Source organism: Actinoplanes sp. NPDC051537 (assembly GCF_055586105.1).
Window position 1 is genome coordinate 307,134 of record NZ_JBVJIU010000010.1, and the last position, 21,059, is coordinate 328,192.

The following is a 21,059-nucleotide window of genomic DNA, read 5'->3' on the forward strand; positions in this document are numbered from 1 at the left end:
TCGTCAGACCCCGCCCTTCCCTTGGGGGCGCCCCCGCAGCCATTATCGCGGAAATTTGGGGGGCGTGCGGCTGCGCGGGAGCGACCTGTGGATTGCACGCGACTTGTGGATAACGCGCGCGGGGGCGGGCTCGAGACGAATCAGCCCGCCGGCGGCCGTGGTGGCCGGGCGGCGGGCTGGGAGGTGGTGCTCGGGTACTCGACCGGGTGGGTGGCGATTCCGGCGACGGTCGGGCGGCGCCGGTCGGGTCAGTGGTGGTCTTCGGCGTCGTCGGTCTCGGCGCGCTTGAAGGACGCGCGGATCTCCTCCTCGGCCTCGACGCGGCCGACCCAGGTGGCGCCCTCGACGGACTTTCCGGGCTCGAGGTCCTTGTAGACCGTGAAGAAGTGCTGGATCTCCATGCGGTCGAACTCGCCGAGGTGGTGGATGTCGCGCAGGTGCTCCTGGCGCGGGTCCTCGAACGGGACGCAGAGGACCTTGTCGTCGCGGCCCTTCTCGTCGCTCATCCGGAACATGCCGATGGCGCGGGCGCGGATGAGGCAGCCCGGGAAGGTCGGCTCCTGCACCAGGACCAGGGCGTCCAGCGGGTCGCCGTCCTGACCGAGGGTGCCCTCGATGAAGCCGTAGTCCGCGGGGTACTGCGTCGCGGTGAACAGGGTCCGGTCGAGACGGATGCGGCCCGTCTTGTGGTCGACCTCGTACTTGTTTCGCTGGCCCTTGGGGATCTCAACCAAAACGTCGAAATCCATCATTCGCTCCCTTGACTCGCCCACCGAAAAGTGCCGGTCACGACGGGCGGGAACCGAGGCGGGGAATCAGTGCCTACAGGATCCGCGCGCAACGATGTGCCGGATGTCGCTAGTCTCCCCTAAGTCTGGCGCAGCGGGCGAGGAGGGGCGCGTGGGGAGGCAAGATTCACACAACGGACCCGTTTACGGCGGCGCGCCCGAGCCGCATCATGCCTCCGGTTACCGTAACCCATCCGCCGGGCGCGCAGGCGTGCCTTCCGGATCTTCGATGCCCCCGGCGAAGTCGTCGGGCCGGGTGGAATCGCGGCAAGAACGGCTCGGCGGCGCGGAACGGGCGGAAGATCGACAAATGCGACCCCAGCATCCCGGCAACGAGCGGCCCGGCGACGAGCAGGGCTCACCGTGGGCCCCGGGCGCCTGGTCGACGGCGCCCGGAAGCCCGCAGCCGGCGCCGCCCGGAAGCCCGCAGCCGGCGGCCCCCAGAAGCCCGCAGCCGCAGCCAACGGCGCCCGGCAGCCCGCCGCCGGCCGCGCCCACGACCGGGGGGACCTATGGGCGGGCGTCGGTTCCGCTGAACACGGCCGGTCCCGCGGGGCCCGAGGCCGGTAAGAAGGAGCCGTGGGTCGCCGGGCCGAGCTCGGCGTCCGTGGGCGGCCCGCCGATCACCGGGGACACTCGGGCGCCGGGCGGTCAAGCGGCCCCGGAGCCGGTCGGCCCGGGTGGCAGCCGGCGGCGTACGGACAAGAATCGAAAGTCCCTCATCGCCGTCGTCCTGGTGCTCGTTCTGGGCATCGGCGTCGTCGGGCTGGTCAGACCCGGACCGATCAAGAACCTGCTGGCGGGGGAGAGCACGCCCGCGCCGACCAAGGGGACCGTCGCGCCGGATCCCGCGCCCACGCCGGTGCTGGCGGCGGCCTCGGGCGGCGCCGAGCCCGACCCGGCCCGGGTGAAGGTGGCGCTCGACCCGCTGGTGGGCTCGGCGGCGCTGGGCACGACCGTGAACGCGGCGGTGCTCGACGTGGCCTCGGGGCAGGTGCTCTACGCGCGGAACGCCGACGTCCCGACCACGCCGGCCTCGACCACCAAGCTGCTGACCGCGTCGACCGTGCTCGCCTCGCGCGGGCCGGGCTATCGGATCAGCACGGTGGCGGTGGCCGGCGACGAGCCGGGCGAGGTCGTGCTGATCGGCGCCGGCGACCCGACGATGTCGGTGGACGGCAATCAGCTCTTCCCCGGCGCGGCCCGGCTCGACCGGCTCGCCGACCAGGTGAAGAAGGCGCTGGGTACGACCAAGGCGACCAAGGTCGTGGTCGACACCTCTTTGTTCAGCGGGCCCGAGACGGGCACCGGCTGGTCCTCGGACGACATCTCGCCGCTCGGGCAGGTGGCCCGGATCCAGCCGCTGATGACCAACGCCGGGCGGATCAAGCCGGTGCACAACGAGCACGGCGGCGACCCGCGCTTCACCGACCCCGCGATCTCGGCCGGCAAGGCGTTCGCGAAGCTGCTCGGCGCGCCGACGTCGTCGGTCAAGCGGGGCAAGGCGCCCGAGGCCGCCACCGCGCCGGCTTCGGCCGGCAGCGCCACGGCCGGCGACATCGCGCCCGGCACGCGGCTCGGCCGGGTGCAGTCGCCGCCGCTGGTGCAGATCACCGACTGGATGCTCGAGCAGAGCGACAACACCATCGCCGAACTGATGGCGCGGCAGGTGGCGCTGGCCAACGACAAGCCGGCGACCTTCGACGGAGCCACCGAGGCGATCATCGCGAAGCTTCAGCAGCTGGGACTGCCGGGCGACGAGGCCGACCTGTACGACGGGAGCGGGCTCTCCCGGCACAACGGGATCAGCCCGACGCTGCTCACCCAGGTGCTGGCGCTCGCCGCGAGCGGGAAGCGCCCGGAGATCACCGGGCTGGTCGGCGGCCTGCCGGTGGCCGGCTGGTCGGGGACGCTGGCCGACCGGTTCACCTCGCCCAGGACCAACCAGGTCGGGCAGGGCGTGGTGCGGGCCAAGACCGGCACGCTGAGCGGGGTCAACACGATGGCCGGGCAGCTGATCACGAAGGACGGCCGGCTGCTGGTCTTCGCGATCATGGCGAGCGGGTCGGCGAACGCGTTCACGGCCAAGGCCGCCCTCGACAAGGTGCCGGCCCGGCTCGTGGCCTGCGGCTGCTGAGCGCTTCCGCAGCCGCAAGGCAGGCCGGAGAGGCAGGCCGCGGAGTCAGGGTTCACCCCGAGTGCGGGCTGGAAATCCGCGGGTACGGTGGGTTCATGGCGCAGTTCGTTGACTGGGATCTGGCCGCTGCGACCGCCGGCGCCCTCTCCAAATCCGGGCCCGCGGTCTCCTACGAAGACGCGATGCAGGTGGTGTCCGAGCTGCGGGCGCTCACCGACGAGGCCGCCGGCCACGTCGCGGAATACACGGGCCTGACCTCCCAGGTCGAGGTGCCACCGGTGCGCGTGGTCGACCGCAAGGACTGGGCCGCGGTCAACATCGAGGGCCTGAAGCAGGTGATCATCCCGCTGGTCACCCGGCTCTCCGGCGAGCGGCAGCCGGGCGGCTTCGCCGACGCGATCGGGTCGCGGGTCACCGGCGTGCAGGCGGGCACGGTCCTGGCCTATCTCTCCGGCCGCGTGCTGGGGCAGTACGAGGTGTTCTCCGGCAACCCGGGCCAGCTGCTGCTGAACGCGCCGAACATCGTCGAGGTCGAGCGCAAGCTCGGCGCCGACCCGCGCGACTTCCGGCTGTGGGTCTGCCTGCACGAGGTGACCCACCGCACGCAGTTCACGGCCGTGCCCTGGATGCGGGGCTACTTCCTGGGCGAGGTCCAGGCGTTCACCGACGCGTCGCAGAGCGGCGAGCACATCCTCGAGCGCCTGCGCCGGGGCGTGGCGACGATGTCCGAGGCGCTGCGCGACCCGGAGAGCCGGGCCTCGGTGATCGACATCGTGCAGACGCCGGCGCAGAAGGCCGTCCTCGACCGGCTCACGGCGCTGATGACGCTGCTCGAGGGGCACGCCGAGTTCGTGATGGACGGTGTCGGTCCCGAGGTGATCCCGAGCGTCGAGTCGATCCGCTCGAAGTTCAACCGCCGGCGCGAGACCGGCAACCCGCTGGAGAAGGCGGTACGCCGCCTGCTCGGCATCGAGGTCAAGATGCGGCAGTACGCCGAGGGCCGCAAGTTCGTGCACGGCGTGGTCGAGCGGGTCGGCATGGAGGGCTTCAACAAGGTCTTCGACTCGCCGCTGACCCTGCCCCGGCTCGAGGAGCTCGGCGACCCGGACGCGTGGGTGTCCCGCGTGCACGGGCCGCAGGCGTCGATCGAGGGGTAGATGGCGCGCATCCCGGCGGCGGTCGCGGCGGTGCGGCAGGCCGTCCGCCGCTCGCTCCCGCCGGCGGGGCTCGTCCTCGTCGCCTGCTCGGGCGGCGCCGACTCGCTGGCGCTGGCCGCCGCCGCCCGCTTCGTCGGCCGCGAGGTCGGGCTGGTCACGGTCGATCACGGGCTTCAGGAGGGCTCCGACGCCCGGGCCCGAAATGTCGAACAATGGGCGATAAAAGCGGGCTTCTCGCCGGTCGAGGTGGCCACCGTGTCGGTGGCGGGACTGCCCGGCGGCCCGGAGGCGGCGGCGCGGACGGCCCGGTACGCGGCGCTGACCGACGTGGCCGAGAAGACCGGCGCCGTGGCAGTACTACTCGGGCACACCCGCGACGACCAGGCCGAGACGGTGCTGCTGGCGCTCGCCCGGGGCGCCGGGCCGCGCGGGATCGCCGGGATGCCGGCGCAAAAGGGGATCTTCCTGCGGCCGCTGCTGGGCGTGGCGCGGGCCGACACCCGCAAGGCCTGCGCGGCGCTCGGGCTGGCGCCATGGGACGACCCGCACAACGTCGATCCCGCGTTCGCCCGCTCCCGGGTGCGCGGCGCGGCTCTCCCTGCGCTGGTGGAGGCGCTGGGGCCGGCGGTGGTGGCCAACCTGGCCCGGTCGGCGGCGCAGATCGCGGCGGACAACGCCGCCCTGGATGCCATCGCGACAACGGCGCTGCTCACGGCGTACGGGAAAACCGGTCTGAAAGTTCTTGATCTTGCAGACCTCAACGACGCCGTACGGACGCGGGTGCTGCACGCCTGGGCCAAGGAGCTCGGCGCCTCCGGCTCGGCTCTGTCGCACCGGCACGTCGGCGCCCTCGACGCGTTGATCACCGAATGGCATGGTCAGGGGCCGGTGTACCTGCCTGGCGGGATCCGGGTCGGCCGGGTGCGTGGTGAACTCGTTCGAGTGCCCTGACCCCCTGTGAGAACTGTCACTCACCGTGCCTGATTCGCCGGGCTTGGGCGGCGGAAGGGGCAGTTTTCCCGCGATTCCACAGCGTCGGACTACGGCCCCGTGCGACGGACCGCAACCTTCATGCGGCAGTCTTACCGTCATGGCTGACGGCTCCTGGTACGACGCCGACATCGATCACGTGATCATCTCCGAGGAGCAGATCCGGGAAAAGACCGCCGAGCTGGCGAAGCAGGTCTCCGCCGACCACACCGGCGCCGAGGGCGGCGTCCTGCTGGTCTGCGTGCTCAAGGGCGCGGTCATGTTCATGGCCGACTTCGCCCGGGCGCTCGGCCACCACGGTCCGTCCATCGAGATGGAGTTCATGGCCGTCTCGTCCTACGGGCAGGGCACCACCTCCTCGGGCGTGGTGCGCATCCTCAAGGACCTGGACCGCGACATCACCGGCCGGCATGTGGTGATCGTCGAGGACATCGTCGACTCCGGGCTGACCCTCTCGTGGCTGATGAAATACCTTCAATCGCGGTCACCCGCGAGCGTCGAGGTGGTCGCCCTGTTCCGCAAGCCGGACGCGGTGAAGGTGCAGGTCCCGGTGAAGTACGTGGGCTTCGACATCCCGAACGAGTTCGTGGTCGGTTACGGTCTGGACTTCGCCGAGCGTTACCGTGAGCTGCCCTACGTGGGTGTGCTGAAGCCCGAGGTCTACGCCCGTAGCTGAACCACTTTCTCAGCCTGTTCTCAGAATTCGTCTTTATGGGTGGATTTGACACGAAAGCAGGCTGAACGGACGGGGACGCATGGCTGTCCGGCCACCGGGCTCACGGGTTCGCGAACGGCACCCACGGTGTACCGTCGAGTGACCGATGGCGCAGTGTCACTAAACGCCGTCGGGGCCGCGCCCGCGGCGACGTTGAGGTGACCAGGACGCCGATCAGGAGGGTCCGGGCGCTCGCCGCCCGACAACAGCATGGAGCGTACGCGTTTCTTCCGCCGCCCGGTGGTCTGGATCATTCTGGTGATCATCGGCGTTATCGCGCTGAGCTCGTTCTTCACCAGTGGTCCGAGCTACCAGCGCGTCGATACCTCGGTTGCGCAGGATCGCCTTAACCAGCCGGGCATCAAAAAGGTCGTCATCAAGGACAAGGAGCAGACGCTCCAGATCGACCTCGCGAGCCCCGAACGGTTCGAAGGCAAGACGACCGACAAGATCGAGACTCAGTATCCATACGAGTCGACCAACGCCGTCTGGCAGGACGTCCAGGAGGCGAAGACCGCCGGCCGGATCACCGGGACGATCAACACCACCGTCTCCGGCGACAACATCCTCTTCAGCCTGCTGATCAACCTGCTGCCGATCGCCATTCTGGTGGTCCTGCTGCTGCTGTTCATGTCGCAGATGCAGGGCGGCGGCTCCCGGGTGCTCAACTTCGGCAAGTCCAAGGCGAAGATGATCACCAAGGACACGCCGAAGACGACGTTCGCCGACGTGGCCGGGGCCGACGAGGCGGTGCAGGAGCTCTACGAGATCAAGGACTTCCTGCAGAACCCGGCGAAATACCAGGCCCTCGGCGCCAAGATCCCGAAGGGCGTGCTGCTGTTCGGCCCGCCCGGAACCGGTAAGACGCTGCTGGCCCGCGCGGTCGCGGGCGAGGCCGGCGTGCCGTTCTACTCGATCTCCGGCTCGGACTTCGTCGAGATGTTCGTGGGTGTCGGCGCGAGCCGCGTCCGCGACCTCTTCGAGCAGGCCAAGTCGAACGCGCCGGCGATCGTCTTCGTCGACGAGATCGATGCCGTCGGCCGGCACCGCGGCGCCGGCATGGGCGGCGGTCACGACGAGCGCGAGCAGACGCTCAACCAGCTGCTGGTCGAGATGGACGGCTTCGACACCAAGGGCGGCGTCATCCTGATCGCGGCCACCAACCGGCCCGACATCCTCGACCCCGCGCTGCTGCGCCCGGGCCGTTTCGACCGGCAGATCGCGGTCGACAACCCGGACATGGAGGGTCGCAAGATGATCCTCCGGGTGCACGCCAAGGGCAAGCCGTTCACGCCCGACGTCGACCTCGACGCGGTGGCCCGTCGCACGCCCGGCTTCTCCGGCGCCGACCTGGCCAACGTGATCAACGAGGCAGCGCTGCTCACCGCCCGTAACGAGAAGCGGGCGATCTCGAACTACTTCCTCGAGGAGTCGATCGACCGGGTCATCGCCGGCCCCGAGCGCCGCACCCGGGCGATGAGCGACAACGAGAAGAAGATCACCGCCTACCACGAGGGCGGGCACGCCCTGGTGGCGTACGCGCTGCCGCACTCGGCGCCGGTGCACAAGGTGACGATCCTGCCGCGTGGCCGCTCGCTCGGTCACACGCTGGTCCTGCCGACCGAGGACAAGTACACGCAGACCCGCGCCGAGATGATCGACACCCTGGCCTACGCGCTGGGTGGCCGCGCCGCCGAGGAGCTCGTCTTCCACGAGCCCACGACCGGCGCCGGCAACGACATCGAGAAGGCCTCCGGTCTGGCCCGGGCCATGGTGACCCAGTACGGCATGAGCTCCAAGCTCGGCGCGGTCAAGTACGGCACCAGCGGGGACGAGCCGTTCATGGGTCGCAACATGGGCCACGAGCGGGACTACTCCGACTCGGTTGCCGCCGACATCGACTCGGAGGTTCGGGCGCTGATCGAGCTCGCGCACGACGAGGCGTGGGAGATCCTGGTCGAGTACCGCGACGTGCTCGACAGCATGGTCCTCGAGCTGATGGAGAAGGAGACCATCACCCGCGAGGACATGGACCGGATCTGCGCCCGGGTCGTCAAGCGCCCGCCGATGTCGCCGTTCAACGGCTTCGGCAAGCGCCTGCCGTCCGAGGCGCCGCCGGTGCTCACCCCCGCCGAGCGGGAGAAGCTGAAGGCGCAGGCCGAGGCCGATGGGCAGTTCGCGGTCGGCTCGAACCCGAATGGGATCGCGGAAGGCAGCAACTGATCAGCGACGACGACGACCTCGACTATCTCGCCGCGCGTCTGGTCGACGGCAAGCTCACCGGCACCCCGGTCGAGCACGCCGTCGACCTCGCGCGGATCGAGAAGGCGGTCCGGGAGATCCTCATCGCCATCGGTGAGAACCCGGACCGGGACGGCCTGGAGCGGACTCCCGCCCGGGTCGCCCGCGCCTACGCCGAGCTCTTCGCCGGCCTTCGGGTCGACCCCGCCCAGGTTCTCACCACGACGTTCGAGGCCGACCACGAGGAGTTCGTGCTGGTCCGCGACATCGAGGTGATGAGCATGTGCGAGCATCACCTGCTCCCGTTCAAGGGCGTCGCGCACGTCGGTTACATCCCGGGCACGCACGGCCGGATCACCGGCCTGTCCAAGCTCGCCCGCCTGGTCGAGGTCTATGCCCGCCGCCCCCAGGTGCAGGAGCGTCTCACCTCCCAGATAGCCGATCTGCTGCTGGAGAGGCTGGAGGCCCGCGGCGTGATCGTGGTGCTCGAGTGCGAGCACCTCTGCATGGAGATGCGCGGCATCCGCAAGGTCGGCGCCCGCACGGTGACCAGCGCGGTCCGCGGCGCGTTCCAGACCGACGGCAAGGTGCGCGCCGAGGCGATGGCGCTGATCAACGCCCGCTAGCGGTAATTCGGTGTCCCCGTCCCGCGGCGCCTCGCGATACTGACCCGGTGATCGAGAAATTCAACCCGCCGACCGTCCACGAGCCGGCCGGCTACAGCCACGTCACGATCTCGTCCGAGGGCCGGATCGCGCATCTGGCCGGGCAGTGCCCGCTCAACCTGGCCGGCGAGGTGGTCGGCACGGCCGGCGATTTCGACGCCCAGACCGACCAGGTCATCGCGAATTGCCTCGCCGTGCTGGAGGCGGCCGGTGCGGCGCCCGAGGACGTGGTCCGCTCGATCATCTACGTGGTGAGCCCGGACAGCGCGGTGCTCGCCGGCGTGTGGGAGCGGCTGAACGCGTCGCCGCTCGCGCCGGCCTTCACCTCGGCCAGCACGCTGCTCGGGGTGGCGTCGCTCGGCTATCGGGGCCAGCTGATCGAGGTCGACCTGACCGCGGCGCTCTAGATCTTCAGATGATCGCGCGGAAGCGGTCGGCGGCGTCCATCGCGGCCCGGGTCAGCTGGGCCGCCTCGTCGAGCCGCAGGCGGGCCTGCTCGAGCTGAGCGATCGCCGACGCCACCGACGGGTGGAACGAGCCCACCGCCGTCATCCGCAGCAGCGCCAGCGCGTCGTCCAGCTGGTCGCCGACCTGCTGGATGCCGTTGACGGCCCGGCCCGCGCCGTCCACCGAGGCGGCCACGTGCGCCTTCACTTCCTCGACGTTCGCCACGAAGTCTCCTATCGGAAGAAGGCCAGCAGGCCGACGCCCATGCAGGTCAGCAGCACCGGCGTGAGGCAGACGACCGCGCCCAGGATCGGCGTGCGGTCGACCGGCCTGGTGGCGCCGTAGACGAAGCCGATCGTGACCCAGCCGAGCCCGAACGCGAGCACCGGCATGCTCAGGCCGCAGAGCAGCGCGTACGTCGGCACCGAGCCCTGCGGCGCGACCAGGTAGAGCACGATCTGCACGAGCAGCACGGCGGCCGCGAACGGTCCGTAGACCAGCAGGTTGCGGGCCCACGGTCGCAGCGCTCGGGCCGGTCCCGGTCCGATGATGGCGGCGTCCGCGGCGTCGGCGGTGCGGCGGGCCTGCTGCAGCGAGGCGAGCACGGCGGCCGAACCGCCGGCCACGGCGAACGAGGCGGACTCCAGCTCGGCGGGGTGCGGCGTCAATTCGGTTTCCGGTACGCCGAAATCCCGCACCAGCCGCGCATGCTGGGGAGCCAGTCGATCCCGTACGGCCGCAAGCTCCTGACGCGCCGCGGAAGCCGCCGCCTGTTGCTCGCCCGCCGCCTGGCTCGCGGCCCGGCGGACCGCGTCGAGCCGTTGCGCCGCCGCCAGATAGTCCGCCCAGGGTCCCGGCGCGGGCGGCGTGGCCTGGGCCGGGATCGCGGCGGTCGCCTGTTCCTGCTGATCCGTCATGGCTCGTCGCCTTCCGGCTGCACGAACGGCACCACGTTGACCGTGCGGTCGGCCTGGCGGTCGTGCAGCAGAGCCCGGTTCGGCCGGGGGTGCCAGTCGACCGGGCGGCCCAGCATCAGGCCCACATCGGACGGTGAGCAGTTGAGGAAGAGCAGGCCGGCCACGTCCTCCCGGCCGCCGACGCCGCCGGTCTCCTCGTTGAACCGGCGCATGCCCCGCCACCAGGACAGCAGGTGCACGCCGTGGCCCGGTCCCTCGCGCAGCAGGCGGCGCAGGCCGGGCAGGCCGCCGGGGCCGGCCGCGTCCATGCCGAACACGACGACGTAGCCCGGGCGATCGAGATCCATGGCGGTGGCCAGGCCGGCCGCGTCGACCAGCGCCACCTCCTGCCGGTGCCCGATCTCGGCGGCGAGGGCCTCGGCGAGCCGGTCACCCTCGGCGACCAGCGAGGCGATCACGAAGCGGGTGGTACGCGGCGGGTGGAACGCGGCGACACTGCGGGCGGCCGCGTCGAGGACCTCGGAGCCGGACGCCTGCGAGCCGAAGATGGCCAGGTGGCGGCCCGGGGACGAGTCGAGGGGGAAGGCCGCGGTCGACAGGTTCACGTCGATCACGCGCCCGACCAGGGCGGCCGGGCGGGCCGCGCGGCCGGCGAGCGCGGCGCGATAGGTCGGGTCGTCGGCGAGATGCTGGTGCGCGTAGCCGGCGAAGATGCGCGGCGGCGTCGCCTCGGGATCGCGGGCGCCCCACAGCTTGTGCCGCAGCGCGCTCAGCACGTCGCGGTCGGCGTGCGGGTCGGGGAAGCGGACCGTCTTCTCGTGCCCGCGGGTGGCGCCGCGCGGGCCGCCCAGGCCGCCCGCCGTGTTCACGACCGCGGTGCCCAGCGGCAGACCGGCGGCCGAGTCGTTGGTCGGCTCGAGCACGTCGCCGCCGCCCGGCAGCGCTATCCGCACCGGGAACTGGCCGAAGATCGAGTCACGTTTCGCGTAGAGGGCCTCGACGCCGAGCACCGTCTGGCTCGCCAGGATCAGGTGGATGCCGTACGACCGGCCCTTGCGCGCCAGGGACTCGAGCAGGCTCACCGCCTCGGTGGCGATCGTGTCGTTGCCGGCCAGCAGCACCTGGAACTCGTCGATGACACAGAGGATGCGGGTCAGCTTCTTCTGCACACCGTCGTCGGCGGCCTGCCGGAGCTCGGCGAATCGGGTCACGCCGGCCCGCTTGTAGGCGACCGAGCGGCGGGTCATCTCGGCGTCGAGCTCGCGCAGCACGGCCAGGCCGTACTCGCGGTCGGACTCGACACCGACCGCGCGGGCGTGGGGCAGCCAGGTGCGGTCGCGCTGGGTCGGCACGAACTCGGCGAAGGAGACGCCCTCCTTGAAGTCGAGGAGGTAGAGCGCCATCTCGGCCGGGCTGTACCGCGCGCCCAACCCGTACAGCACATTGATCAGGAAGGCGGTCTTGCCGGCGCCCGACCGGCCACCCACCAGCCAGTGCGGCGTCAGGTCGTTGAAGCGCAGCACCAGCGGGGTGTCGCCGTCGTGGCCCACGATCGTGCCCAGCCCGTCGGCCGCGTCGCCGCCCCACAGCTCCTCGCCCGGCTCGGGCAGCAGGTCGCTCAGGCTGACCCGGGAGGCGGCGGCCGAGTGCGTGGCCAGCTCGCGGCAGACCGCGTCGACCAGGTGCGGCGGCGGGTCCTCATCGAGGAAGACGGGAGCGTTCAACCAGGTGGCCTCGGGCGCGGAGCCGTAGGTCGCGCCCGGCGGATCACCGATCACCGCGTACGGGTTGCGCACCGAGACCGTGGTCGTGCGGGGCAGCGGCGGCTGGGTCGTCTCGGCCGTCAGCGGCGGGGGCGGCCACCCGGCGACGATCAGGTGCAGTCCCGAGTCGGGCCCCTGCTGGGCCAGGGCGGCGATGCGCCGCAGCTCCTCGCCCTCGGTCTGTGCGGGCAGGCTCGCGATGACGACCAGCATCATCCGGTCACGCCGGGCGCGTCGCGGCGGCCCGCCCCGCCCCGGCCGCAGCCACTTGTCGGCCTCGGCGAGCACATCGAGCAGCCCCTGCCGGTCGGTCGCGGGCGGCGACATCAGCCCGGCGTCGGCCAGATCGGCGAACGGCTCGAAGACCGCGCCCCCGCCGACGCCGTCGACGGCCCGCACGAGCAGCGACCCGGCCGGCGCGGCGGCCACGAGCCGCAGCAGCAAACACCGCAGCAGCCCGAAGACGCGGTTGTCGGTGGCGTTGGCGTCGATGGTGAGGTGCCCGGTGCCGAGCAGCGGGACGAGGGCCGGGAAGCTGGCGTCGTCGAGCGGCTGGGCGATGCCGAGGCGCACGAACTGAGGCGGGTAGACGCCGCCGAGCGGCGTGCTGGCCGACTGAGCCTCGAGCGGCGACCCGAGCCACCCCGGCGCGAGCACCGCCGCCGCGGCCCGCAACTGCTCGGCCAGCGAGTGCTGCTCGAGCGGGTCGGCGGCGGGCGGCGCCTCGGCCTCGAGCGCGACCTCGGCCGCCTCGACCGCGGCGACGGCCTGCCGATGCAGGGCAGCAGCCTGCTGGACCCGCAAACCCGAATCCGCCACCGCCCTCACCTCCTGTGTGCGGATAAAACTTATCCCAGACCGGGGCGCACATCGCGTTCCCGGGCCCGACCACCTTGCGCGGCGCGCATTCACGATCGTGGGTGGTGTGGGCGGGTCTGGGTGCCGGGAGGCATTACTGTCGTATGTGTGCAGCCGCGAGAGCCCGTGACCGGAGGAGCCCCGCCCCCCGCGGTGCCCGTGTCAACGAGCCCCAAACGCCGCGCGAACCGCCCCCGCCTGATCCTGGCAATCCTCGGAGGCGTCCTGGCAATCCTCTGCCTAGGCGGCGCCGGCGTCGTGTTCCTGATCTACGACCAGGCCACCGAGATCAAGCGAACCGCCCCGGACGCGGTCGTGGACAGCTTCCTGCGGGCCTACCTCGTTGACCGGGACGACAAGGAAGCCTCGCTGTTCACGTGCAAGTCCGGCGGCGACTTTGCGGCGCTCTCGGGTCTTCGCGTCGAAATGATCAATCGTGAGAAGAACTTCGATGTAAAGGTCAATGCGACCTGGAGTACCTTGACCGTGACTGACGTCGACAAGTCCGACAAGAACGTCAGCGCCGACCTCACCATCGCAGGTTCGTCGGAGGGAAACACTGTAAGCCGACGGACCGAGTCATGGAGATTCGGTGTGGTCGACGAGGACGGTTGGCGAGCCTGTAGCGCTACGAAGCTGTCGTGAGTTACTCGACCCACAGCAGGTGAGCGGGCACTTCCAGAGTCTTCGGAGCCTTCCCGCTCCACGCCCACCGATACCAGTCGAGTTCCCCAGCCACGCGGGCGCAGACATCCCCGACATCGTTGGTGTGCAGCTCCGTCACCGCTCGCAGGTTCCGCCGCTCGCCGCCGTCCTCCAGCATCCGCACCACCCGCCGCCCCGTGATGGCGCCGGCGTCAAGCGCGGCGGTCGGTTCCCGGCGAGGCGGTTCGTCGAGCGACACCAGCCGCGGCGCGTTCCCGCGATCGGCCGACAGCGACCCCGCGATCCCGAACTCTTCCACCCAGACCCGCTCGATCGGCACAAGCGGCGCGAAGACCTCGGTCTGCTCGGCCTCGGCCCGATACCACTCGGACTCGACCATGACCGGCACATAGGTACGGCTACCTTGCACGACCTTCTCGTCGGCGCGCAGATCGGCACGCCAGCCGTGCCCCGGCAAGCCGACCAGAACCCGACGGCCACGCAGCTGGCCGCTCATGTTCGCGGGCGTGGGCACGATCGAGCGCGGCGGGTCCAGCGCCCACTCGGGATGCGCGGCGAACGGGTCGGGCATGGATCCTCCGGTCATCCCTCACCTCCCAGCGGGGCGCCCTGCTCCTTCATGAACGGAACCGGGTCGATCGCGCCGGCGCTCGACCGGTCATTGTTCAGGTGTACCTCGAAATGCAGGTGAGGCCCGGATGAATTGCCGCTGGTGCCGACCCGGCCGATGATCTCGCCGGCCTTGACCTCCTGGCCCTCCTTCACGAACGGCCGCTGCACCATGTGGCAGTACCGGGTCATGATGTTGCCGGCGTGCTGGATCTCCACCATCCAGCCGCAGCCGCCCTTGCCCGGGTAGCCGTCGACGTTGCAGGTCTGCCGGCCACTGTGGTCTTCATCGCACTTGACCTTCGAGACGATGCCGCTGGCCGCCGCCCCGATCGGGGTGTACCGCCCGACGATCAGGTCGACGCCCTGGTGCGTGGGCCGATCCGCGGTCCGGAAGCCGGAGCCGACCACGGCCTTGAGCGGAATGGTCCACCCCGAGGCCGCGATCTGCCCGGCCGACGCGCACACCATGCTGATCGAACTTCCCACGGCGCCGGCCGCGCCATCCGCGAGCTCATTGACCATCTGGGTAGCTACCGGCTCATGCTTCGCGTACGCGTCGGGATAGGCGCTGACCTGCACCCGCTGAGCCGCCTCGGTCAGCGGCATGGTCTCCCAGCCCGCGATGGTCTTGAGTTTCTCGTAGAACTTGGTGCTCGAGTAGACCGGATCCGTGACCTGCGCCGGCGTGCCCCACCCGGAGCTCGGCCGTTGCTGGAACAGCCCGAGCGAGTCGTGGTCGTTCCGCGAGCCGAGGTTGCCGAGGTTGGTGAGCCGGGACTCCTGCATGGCGGTGGCCACCGCGATGACCCAGGCCCGGGGAGGCATCTTCAGATCCGAGCCGACGTTGATGATGATCGCGGCGTTCCGGATCTGCGCGGCGCCGTACTGCCGGATCCGGGGCAGCTTGGAGTCGGGGTCGACCGGGCCGCCTTTGCCGCAGCCGAGCGAAGCGTTGAGCTTGGCGTCGTTGTCGTTGAGGCCGCCCAGCAGGATGGCGGTGACGCTGCCTCCGCAGCAGAGCAGGGCGAGCGTCGCCACGAGCGCGACCAGCAGGACTACCTTGCGTGGTCGCGGCAGGCTCATGAGTTGTCCCAGTCGATGCCGTCGACGAGCCAGTGCCCGTCCGGCGAGACCAGGCGAAGGGTGAGCTTGCCCGAGTCCATCGTGACGACCGCGGTCACCACGGTGGCGCTGACCGGCACGAGCGCCGGCTTGCCGACCACCCGATCGGCCGGAACCCCGGCCGGATCCACGCCGCTGAGCTCGTCGGCGAGGTTCTTCGTGGAGTTCGGCAGCAGCCGATCCCGCCAGTTCTTCGGCGTGATGCCCTTGTGGTTGGACCACGCCGACGCGAATGCGTAGGCCACCGTCTCCGGCTGAGCCCGCCCCGGGCTGGTCGACGGACTCGGCGGCGCCGCCGTGTCGATGACGCTGTCGTCATCGCTCGGGTCGATGCTGACGGCAGGCGCGGGGGAGGCGACGCTCACCGTGGGCGAGTCATGGCCGCCGTCCGCGAAGATCCGGCCGATGCCCACCACCGCGGCCACGAGGGCAACGATGACGATGGCGACGCCGACGCGCGAGCGGAAGATCCCATTGAGGCCGAGTTCGAGAAACCGAGGCATACCGATCACTTAGCCTCGGAGCGCACCCGAGGCGTCGCCGGCTCCCGGGTGGTGTTCCCGGTCTCCGGTCGATAGATCGCGTACGAGGCCGGCTGCTCGGACACGTCGGGCTCGGTCCAGCCGGCGCCACGCCGGGTTCGGGACGGCGCCGAGGCCGGCTCCTGCCGCGGCCGATCGCCGGTCGTCGGCGGGGCGTCGTGCACGGACTCGCTGCCATCGGGACGCGTCTGCGCCGGCACGACCTCACGGCCGCCGGTCCTGACCGGCTCGAGCTCACGGCTCGACGCGTTGTGCGCCGGGTCCTCGAGACGAGCCTCGGGCCGCAGGTTGCTCTGATCGGCGTAGACGGTCCGACCGTTTTTGCCCATGGTCGGCTCGCGCGTGCCCCCGCCCTCGGCGACGTCCAGCTTGGCCGCTTCACGCATGTCCCGGAAGAACCGCCGATGCCACTGCCCAGCCGAAGCGATCGCCCGCGTGCCGTCCTTGCCGCCCAGCTGCGTGATGCGCCGATACGGACGTAGCAGCAGCCAGCCGACGACGCCGCAGAGCCAGACGAGCACGACCTGCAGCCAGCCGGGCAGGCTTGCCGTGTTCATGATCAAATCCACGGCGAAGAGATAGATCGCCGCCCCGGTCCCGAAGATGGCGATGTTGAAGATGGCGGCAACGACCGCGTTGCCCAGCCGCCGGATGCCCGCGCTGGCCGGGCGCAACAGCCCAACGGTGCCAAGAATCGGCGCCGCGATGACCGCCCACCGGAAGATCAGGAAGCCGAGCAACACCAGCACCGACGCGGTCACATCGAACATGGCGAACATGATCGACGCCAGCACTGCGATGAAGCCGGCGCCGATGCGATCCATCCCGTTGACGCCTTGCAGATACTCGTAGGCCTCGGGATCCTCCTGCTTGACCTGCTCAGCGACCTTCTCCCACTGTGCCTTCTTGGCCTTCAGCGTTCCTTCGCGCGTTTCTGGGTTGTCGCGAATCTTCTGCGCTTCGTCCCAGGTCAGTGAGCGGGCGTCGTAAAGCGCCCGTCCATACTTCTTCGCAGTCTCGCTATCCGCCGAGCCCAAGATTCCACGCAACCAGTTGCGATAGAGCATGGTTTCGGTTGACGTATCGCTGGCCCGAACCGCGGGTGGCCGATTGTCGTCGCAAGCGCCCGGAGTGGGGTCGTCACATTTGCCGCTTGGCGTGTTCAGGGCACGCGGACCGACCGCGTCATGGACAACGCCCAACGAGGTGATCAGGCTCTGATCCGCGAGATTGGCCGAGCGAACGGGCCACGCCGCGATGGCGGTAACCGCGACCATGACCAGAATTGCCCACCCAGCTGTTGTCGTTGCTGCACCCATGTCAGCTTGACGAGACCGCCAGAGTAGATAGAGACCGACGATGGCGAGCGTGATGACGCCGAAGACGCTGAATACCTTCTCGTATACCGCCTGGGTGGCCTGCTGCACCAGCGGATCCGCCCATCCCCAAAGCGATTGGGGATCCCACGCACGCTCTCGGAGGGCATTGGACGCGCCGATGATCGCTGTCGCGATCATGAACTCGCCATTGGCGACGGTTGTCTCGAATTTGTAGTCAGGATCTATCAGCGTTGACGCGCAGCCGCTGTCCAAGTCATACGTCGTATAGCTGTAGCCGGCGTAACCATATTGGCTGTAAAGCCCCTGTGGCCCGGGCTTGGTCGACGACTCGGGACGCTCCGCGAACCATCCAGCGAGACCGGAGTCCGGCGTGCTTGGAGTGGGCGGCAGAAGGCATTGAGCACGGCTGGCGCTGACGTCGGTCAACCGGCTGACACAAGACTTGAAGTCTTGCTGCCACTCTTCGGTGTTGCACGCCCCGTTCGGAGCCTTCAGCACGCCCCCGCCGACGCCCGCGTTTGCGGCTCCCGGCGCGGCCACGGCCCAAACGATTGACGCCACCACCGTGACGAACATCGTCATGGCCAGCGCCAAGGCCCGCCGTGCCATTGTCATGCCTCCAGGTCTGACGCGGACATCGGGATCGCCGTCTGCGGCGCCTTCGTCGCGGCCGGCGTGGTGTCCAAGTGTTCCAGCAGGCCCTCGACGTAGGACACGTCCACGCGCACCTTCTGCACGCGGCCGTCGACGTCGCGCATCACGAACTCGCGGAAACCCAGGCGGTTGTGCGAGGACGTGTCGACCTGCGACAGCGAGGCCAGCGTCGCCTCGTAGCCGTCGTGGACGGGTACCCGCAGCAGGCGCAGCGCCTCCGAGGCGATCTCCTGGTCCTCGGCGATGCGGCCCACGAAGACCGTGGAGACCAGGTTCTGCACGTCGAGGCCGAGGATGTCCCGCGGGTTCTGCGAGGCCACCAGCGCCGCCAGGTTCCACTTGCGGGAGTCTCGGGCGAGCCGCACCAGGAACGAGCGGCCGGACCGCCAGCCCTCCATGAAGTGCGCCTCGTCGAGGCCGACCATCTTGCGCGACGACATCGAGCCGCCGTAGCAGCGCCGGACCGCGAGCCGGTGCGCCGTGTGCAGCATCGGCAGCGCCAGGGCCTCCTCGGCCGACCAGTACTCGCGCTCGATCTTCAGGTCGGGCAGCCGCAGGCCGGCCATCGTGATGACGGTCAGGGCCGCGTCGGCGCCGAGCAGGTGCTGCGGCGGCGAGCCGAAGAACAGCAGCGCCAGCGGCATCTCGGCGGTGTCGAGCAGCAGGTTGGCAAGCTCCTTGCCCTCGTCGTCGTCGAGGCCGCGCAGCGTGCGGACCACGTCGTCGAGGGTGGACGACTCCTCGGCCGGCACCTGCCGGACGGCGTGCCGCAGCAGGGTCGCGGTCGAGGCCTCCTTGGCGACCTGGGGCGGGACCAGCATCGAGCAGATGTCCTGCACCAGCATGCGGCGCTCGGCGCGGGCGTTCGAGACGGAGATCTCGAACTCCCGGTCACCGCCCGGACCGGTCGGGAACTCGGAGCGGACCGGCGTCGGGATCAACGCGTACGGCGCCAGGGTGCCTTGTTCGGACCCGGTCAGATTCAGGACGCGGGAGTACGGCCGGAGCTCCGGCATCTGGGCCAGGCGGGCGAGCGGCCCGGACGGGTCGAGCAGGGTCACCTGCACGCCACGCCGGGCGTTGAGGTAGCCCAGCGCGCCCATCAGCGTCGACTTGCCACCGCCGGGCTCGGCCACGAAGACGCCGAGGCCGGAACGCTCCCGCACCTCCATCGGGAAATGGAGATCGAGGAAGACCGGGCGGCGGCACGTTCCCGCCGTACGCCCGATCAGGTCACCCCGCCGGTCGCCGACCGTGGAGGCGGCCTGGGGCAGCGCCGCCGCGAGCAGCTTGACCGGCATGCGCCGGACGTAGCCGGTGTTCGCGATCGGCTCGCCCGGGATGAACTCGCGGGCCAGCTGGTCCTGGTTCTTCGGGTGCTGCAGCGAGATGCGCAGCTCGCGCGAGTAGAGCTGGATGAGCCGGCGCGCCCGCTCGAGGCACTCCTCGCGGGTGGCGCCGCTGACCGCGATCCGGTGCCAGCCGTGGGCCCGGGCCGACTCCACCGGCAGCCCGGTGGTCATCTCGTCGCCGATCACCAGCGCGCGCTTGGCCAGCCGCTCCAGCTCGGGCGGCGCGTCGATGCCGTGCTCGGCGTAGTCCAGCTGCTGCGACCGGATCATCCGGAGCCGGTGCTCGAGGTTCTTGAACGAGCTGCCGGAGCCGAGGATGTCCAGCCGCGAGGAGAGCTCCATCGGCCACGGCAGACGCTCGTGGAAGTGCAGCCACGGCTCGTGCTTCTCGGGGATCTCCAGCGGCTCCATCCGGCCCACGGAGAGGACGGCGACGTGGCGCTCCTCGCCGGTCATCCGGTTCACCAGCTTGACCGTCGACCCGTACGGCGTACGGTATCGCTCCACCTGCTCGGTGAGCGCAAGCAGATCGCCGGTCTCCCATTGTCCGTTCGTGATCGGCGACAGCATCGTCGGCGGGGCCATGCCCAGCGCCACCGAGCGGTAGAGCAGCCACTCCAGCTCGGCCGGGGCGACCCGGCGGCCGCGCATGCCGAACGCGTTGAGCACCTCGTCGAACTGCTCGACCGTGCGGCCCAGCTTGCGCCGCTCGCCGTCGGTGGTGCCGCGGCCGAAGACCCGCATGATCCGCTCGGCGAAGGTGTCGCCGAGCGACCGCCGGGCGAACGTCACGCCCAGGTACGTCTGGCCCTCGGCGTGGTTGACCGAGAGCAGGTGCCGCTGCGCCGCGACGAGGTGGTCGGACCACGAGGTCGCGCCGCGCACGTCGGGCAGGGGCTTGGCGGTGAACGAGTCGACCGTGCGGGCCCACTCGTCGGCCGGGAAGGGCCGGTTGGTGCGGCGCAGGTGCAGGCGGAACCCGGCCAGGCCGGCGTACTGCTCGGAGATCGCCGACAGCAGCGCCTCGCGCTCGGCGTCGGGCCGGAAGGCCCACCGCACCTCGGGCAGGTAGTACCAGGCGGTGACCGTGCTCTGGGTGAAGGTCAGGTGCCCGGCGATCTCGCTGATCGCCAGCTCCATGGCCGGGTCGCGGTCGCTGAACTTCAGCTTGTGCGGGCGCAGCGGCGCGGGCTTGACTTCCTTCTTCGCCCGGACCGGGAGGTTCTCCTTGTCCTTCTTGCGGGCGGGAGACTTCTCCTTGCGCTTGGCGGGCGGTTTGACCGGCGACGGTACGGGCAGGGCCGTCTCGGGCTCAGCCTGGGCGGGCGGGGCGTACGGCTCCACGGCCGAGGCGCCCGCGCCGACGGTCTGCCAGAGCGCGGCCGGCGGGGTCGCCACCGCGTCCTGAGTGGCGGCCGGCGGCGCGATGCCCGCCTGCGGGGTGGCCGGCCAGGCGTCGAAGTCGGGCCAGGACTCGGCCGGGGCCGGCGTCTGGGCCTCCTGGTAGAAGTCGGCCTTGGGCCCGACGGGGGCGCGGCTGAAGGGCGAGATCGGCTCCGGCACGCCCCAGGCGCCGGCCGGACCGTCGGCCGGTGGCGCCGAGGCCGGCGCGGGCGGAGGTGCGGCCGCGGAGGCCGATGCGGGCGGCGGCGTGGCGGCCGGCGGCCCGGAAAGCGGAGCGGCCGGCGGCCCATAAGACGGCGCGGGCGGCGCGGAGCGGGGGGCGACGGGCGGCGCGGACCGGGGAGCGGCCGGCGAGGACGGCGCCGGGCCGGGGGAGTCGAAGTCGAACCCGAAGTCGAACTCCGCATCGGACTCCGGCGCCGCGGGCGAGACCTGCGGCTCGACCACCGGCGCGCCGCCGAACAGGTCGAGGAACGGCGAGTCGATGTCCAGGGTGGTGTCGACCGCCCCGTTGCGGGGCCGGACCGGCTGCGGCGCCTGGAAGACGCCGACGGCGCCGTGGCCGGGGGCGGCGACGAACTCGTCGGCATTGACGTCGGCCGCATCGGACGAGGAGTAGCGGTCCGAATGCATAGGGTTACTCTGCCTGCCCGGCGTGTCTGCATCCGCGCGGGGATGCCCGTGCGGTA

At 70.8% G+C, this 21,059-nt stretch carries 17 protein-coding genes; 8 read left to right on the forward strand and 9 right to left on the reverse strand.

Translation table 11 applies throughout. The features are described from left to right. Positions 1 to 248 precede the first annotated feature (248 nt). Positions 249 to 749, reverse strand: coding sequence for an inorganic diphosphatase (locus ACZ6TB_RS25760; protein ID WP_465557774.1), 501 nt, complete (start codon positions 747 to 749; stop codon positions 249 to 251). A gap of 349 nt (positions 750 to 1,098) precedes the next feature. Between ACZ6TB_RS25760 and dacB the strand changes: the two genes are divergently transcribed. The 7 genes from dacB (at position 1,099) to ACZ6TB_RS25795 (ending at position 9,100) form a co-directional block, all read left to right on the forward strand. Further along, entirely contained in the window at positions 1,099 to 2,925 is a 1,827-nt protein-coding gene (gene dacB, locus ACZ6TB_RS25765; RefSeq protein ID WP_465557775.1) for a D-alanyl-D-alanine carboxypeptidase/D-alanyl-D-alanine endopeptidase, read from the forward strand. 95 nt (positions 2,926 to 3,020) lie between these two features. Then, positions 3,021 to 4,082 carry a zinc-dependent metalloprotease gene (locus ACZ6TB_RS25770; RefSeq protein ID WP_465557776.1) on the forward strand — a complete coding sequence of 354 codons (1,062 nt, stop codon included), beginning with the start codon at positions 3,021 to 3,023 and terminating at the stop codon, positions 4,080 to 4,082. Then, positions 4,083 to 5,033, forward strand: coding sequence for a tRNA lysidine(34) synthetase TilS (gene tilS / locus ACZ6TB_RS25775; protein WP_465557777.1), 951 nt, complete (start codon positions 4,083 to 4,085; stop codon positions 5,031 to 5,033). It abuts the gene before it with no gap. 139 nt (positions 5,034 to 5,172) lie between these two features. Next, positions 5,173 to 5,748 (forward strand): hypoxanthine phosphoribosyltransferase, encoded by a 576-nt coding sequence (gene hpt, locus ACZ6TB_RS25780; protein WP_465557779.1) that lies wholly within the window; start codon positions 5,173 to 5,175, stop codon positions 5,746 to 5,748. Positions 5,749 to 5,997: 249 nt separating this feature from the next. Continuing rightward, positions 5,998 to 8,010, forward strand: a complete 2,013-nt coding sequence (gene ftsH / locus ACZ6TB_RS25785; RefSeq protein WP_465557781.1) for an ATP-dependent zinc metalloprotease FtsH — start codon at positions 5,998 to 6,000, stop codon at positions 8,008 to 8,010. Continuing rightward, the gene (folE, locus tag ACZ6TB_RS25790) at positions 8,007 to 8,654 is read left to right on the forward strand and encodes a GTP cyclohydrolase I FolE (RefSeq protein WP_465557968.1); all 648 of its coding nucleotides are present in this window, start codon (positions 8,007 to 8,009) and stop codon (positions 8,652 to 8,654) included. The genes ftsH and folE overlap by 4 nt, the downstream gene beginning before the upstream one ends. Before the next feature lie 47 nt (positions 8,655 to 8,701). Continuing rightward, complete coding sequence (locus ACZ6TB_RS25795; protein WP_465557783.1) at positions 8,702 to 9,100, forward strand: RidA family protein; 399 nt, start codon at positions 8,702 to 8,704, stop codon at positions 9,098 to 9,100. 4 nt (positions 9,101 to 9,104) lie between these two features. Here ACZ6TB_RS25795 and ACZ6TB_RS25800 read toward each other — a convergent pair whose 3' ends face one another. From ACZ6TB_RS25800 to ACZ6TB_RS25810, 3 genes are read right to left on the reverse strand one after another with little or no spacing between them, the layout of a single operon-like run. Next, complete coding sequence (locus ACZ6TB_RS25800) at positions 9,105 to 9,365, reverse strand: hypothetical protein (protein WP_465557785.1); 261 nt, start codon at positions 9,363 to 9,365, stop codon at positions 9,105 to 9,107. Between the two features lie 8 nt (positions 9,366 to 9,373). Further along, complete coding sequence (locus tag ACZ6TB_RS25805; protein WP_465557787.1) at positions 9,374 to 10,057, reverse strand: hypothetical protein; 684 nt, start codon at positions 10,055 to 10,057, stop codon at positions 9,374 to 9,376. Beyond that, a complete protein-coding gene (locus tag ACZ6TB_RS25810) occupies positions 10,054 to 12,648 on the reverse strand; it encodes an FtsK/SpoIIIE domain-containing protein (RefSeq protein WP_465557789.1) in 2,595 nt (864 codons plus the stop codon). The genes ACZ6TB_RS25805 and ACZ6TB_RS25810 overlap by 4 nt, the downstream gene beginning before the upstream one ends. 288 nt (positions 12,649 to 12,936) lie before the next feature. On the opposite strand from ACZ6TB_RS25810, the gene ACZ6TB_RS25815 reads away from it, so the two are divergent. Continuing rightward, on the forward strand, positions 12,937 to 13,323 hold the full coding sequence (locus ACZ6TB_RS25815) for a hypothetical protein (protein WP_465557791.1): 387 nt from the start codon (positions 12,937 to 12,939) through the stop codon (positions 13,321 to 13,323). 1 nt (position 13,324) lies between these two features. Here the strand turns inward: ACZ6TB_RS25815 and ACZ6TB_RS25820 are convergent, their stop codons facing one another. Genes ACZ6TB_RS25820 through ACZ6TB_RS25840 form a run of 5 tightly spaced genes read right to left on the reverse strand, consistent with a single transcriptional unit; the run spans position 13,325 to position 21,003 of the window. Beyond that, complete coding sequence (locus tag ACZ6TB_RS25820; RefSeq protein WP_465557793.1) at positions 13,325 to 13,915, reverse strand: hypothetical protein; 591 nt, start codon at positions 13,913 to 13,915, stop codon at positions 13,325 to 13,327. A gap of 11 nt (positions 13,916 to 13,926) precedes the next feature. Then, a complete protein-coding gene (locus tag ACZ6TB_RS25825; RefSeq protein ID WP_465557795.1) occupies positions 13,927 to 15,039 on the reverse strand; it encodes a M23 family metallopeptidase in 1,113 nt (370 codons plus the stop codon). Next, on the reverse strand, positions 15,036 to 15,581 hold the full coding sequence (locus ACZ6TB_RS25830) for a hypothetical protein (RefSeq protein ID WP_465557797.1): 546 nt from the start codon (positions 15,579 to 15,581) through the stop codon (positions 15,036 to 15,038). The genes ACZ6TB_RS25825 and ACZ6TB_RS25830 overlap by 4 nt, the downstream gene beginning before the upstream one ends. A 5-nt stretch (positions 15,582 to 15,586) precedes the next feature. Continuing rightward, positions 15,587 to 17,575: an MFS transporter gene (locus ACZ6TB_RS25835; protein ID WP_465557799.1), complete on the reverse strand. Its 1,989-nt coding sequence runs from the start codon at positions 17,573 to 17,575 to the stop codon at positions 15,587 to 15,589. Further along, positions 17,572 to 21,003, reverse strand: coding sequence for an ATP-binding protein (locus ACZ6TB_RS25840; RefSeq protein WP_465557801.1), 3,432 nt, complete (start codon positions 21,001 to 21,003; stop codon positions 17,572 to 17,574). Before ACZ6TB_RS25840 ends, ACZ6TB_RS25835 begins: the two co-directional genes overlap by 4 nt. Between the last annotated feature and the right edge of the window lie 56 nt (positions 21,004 to 21,059).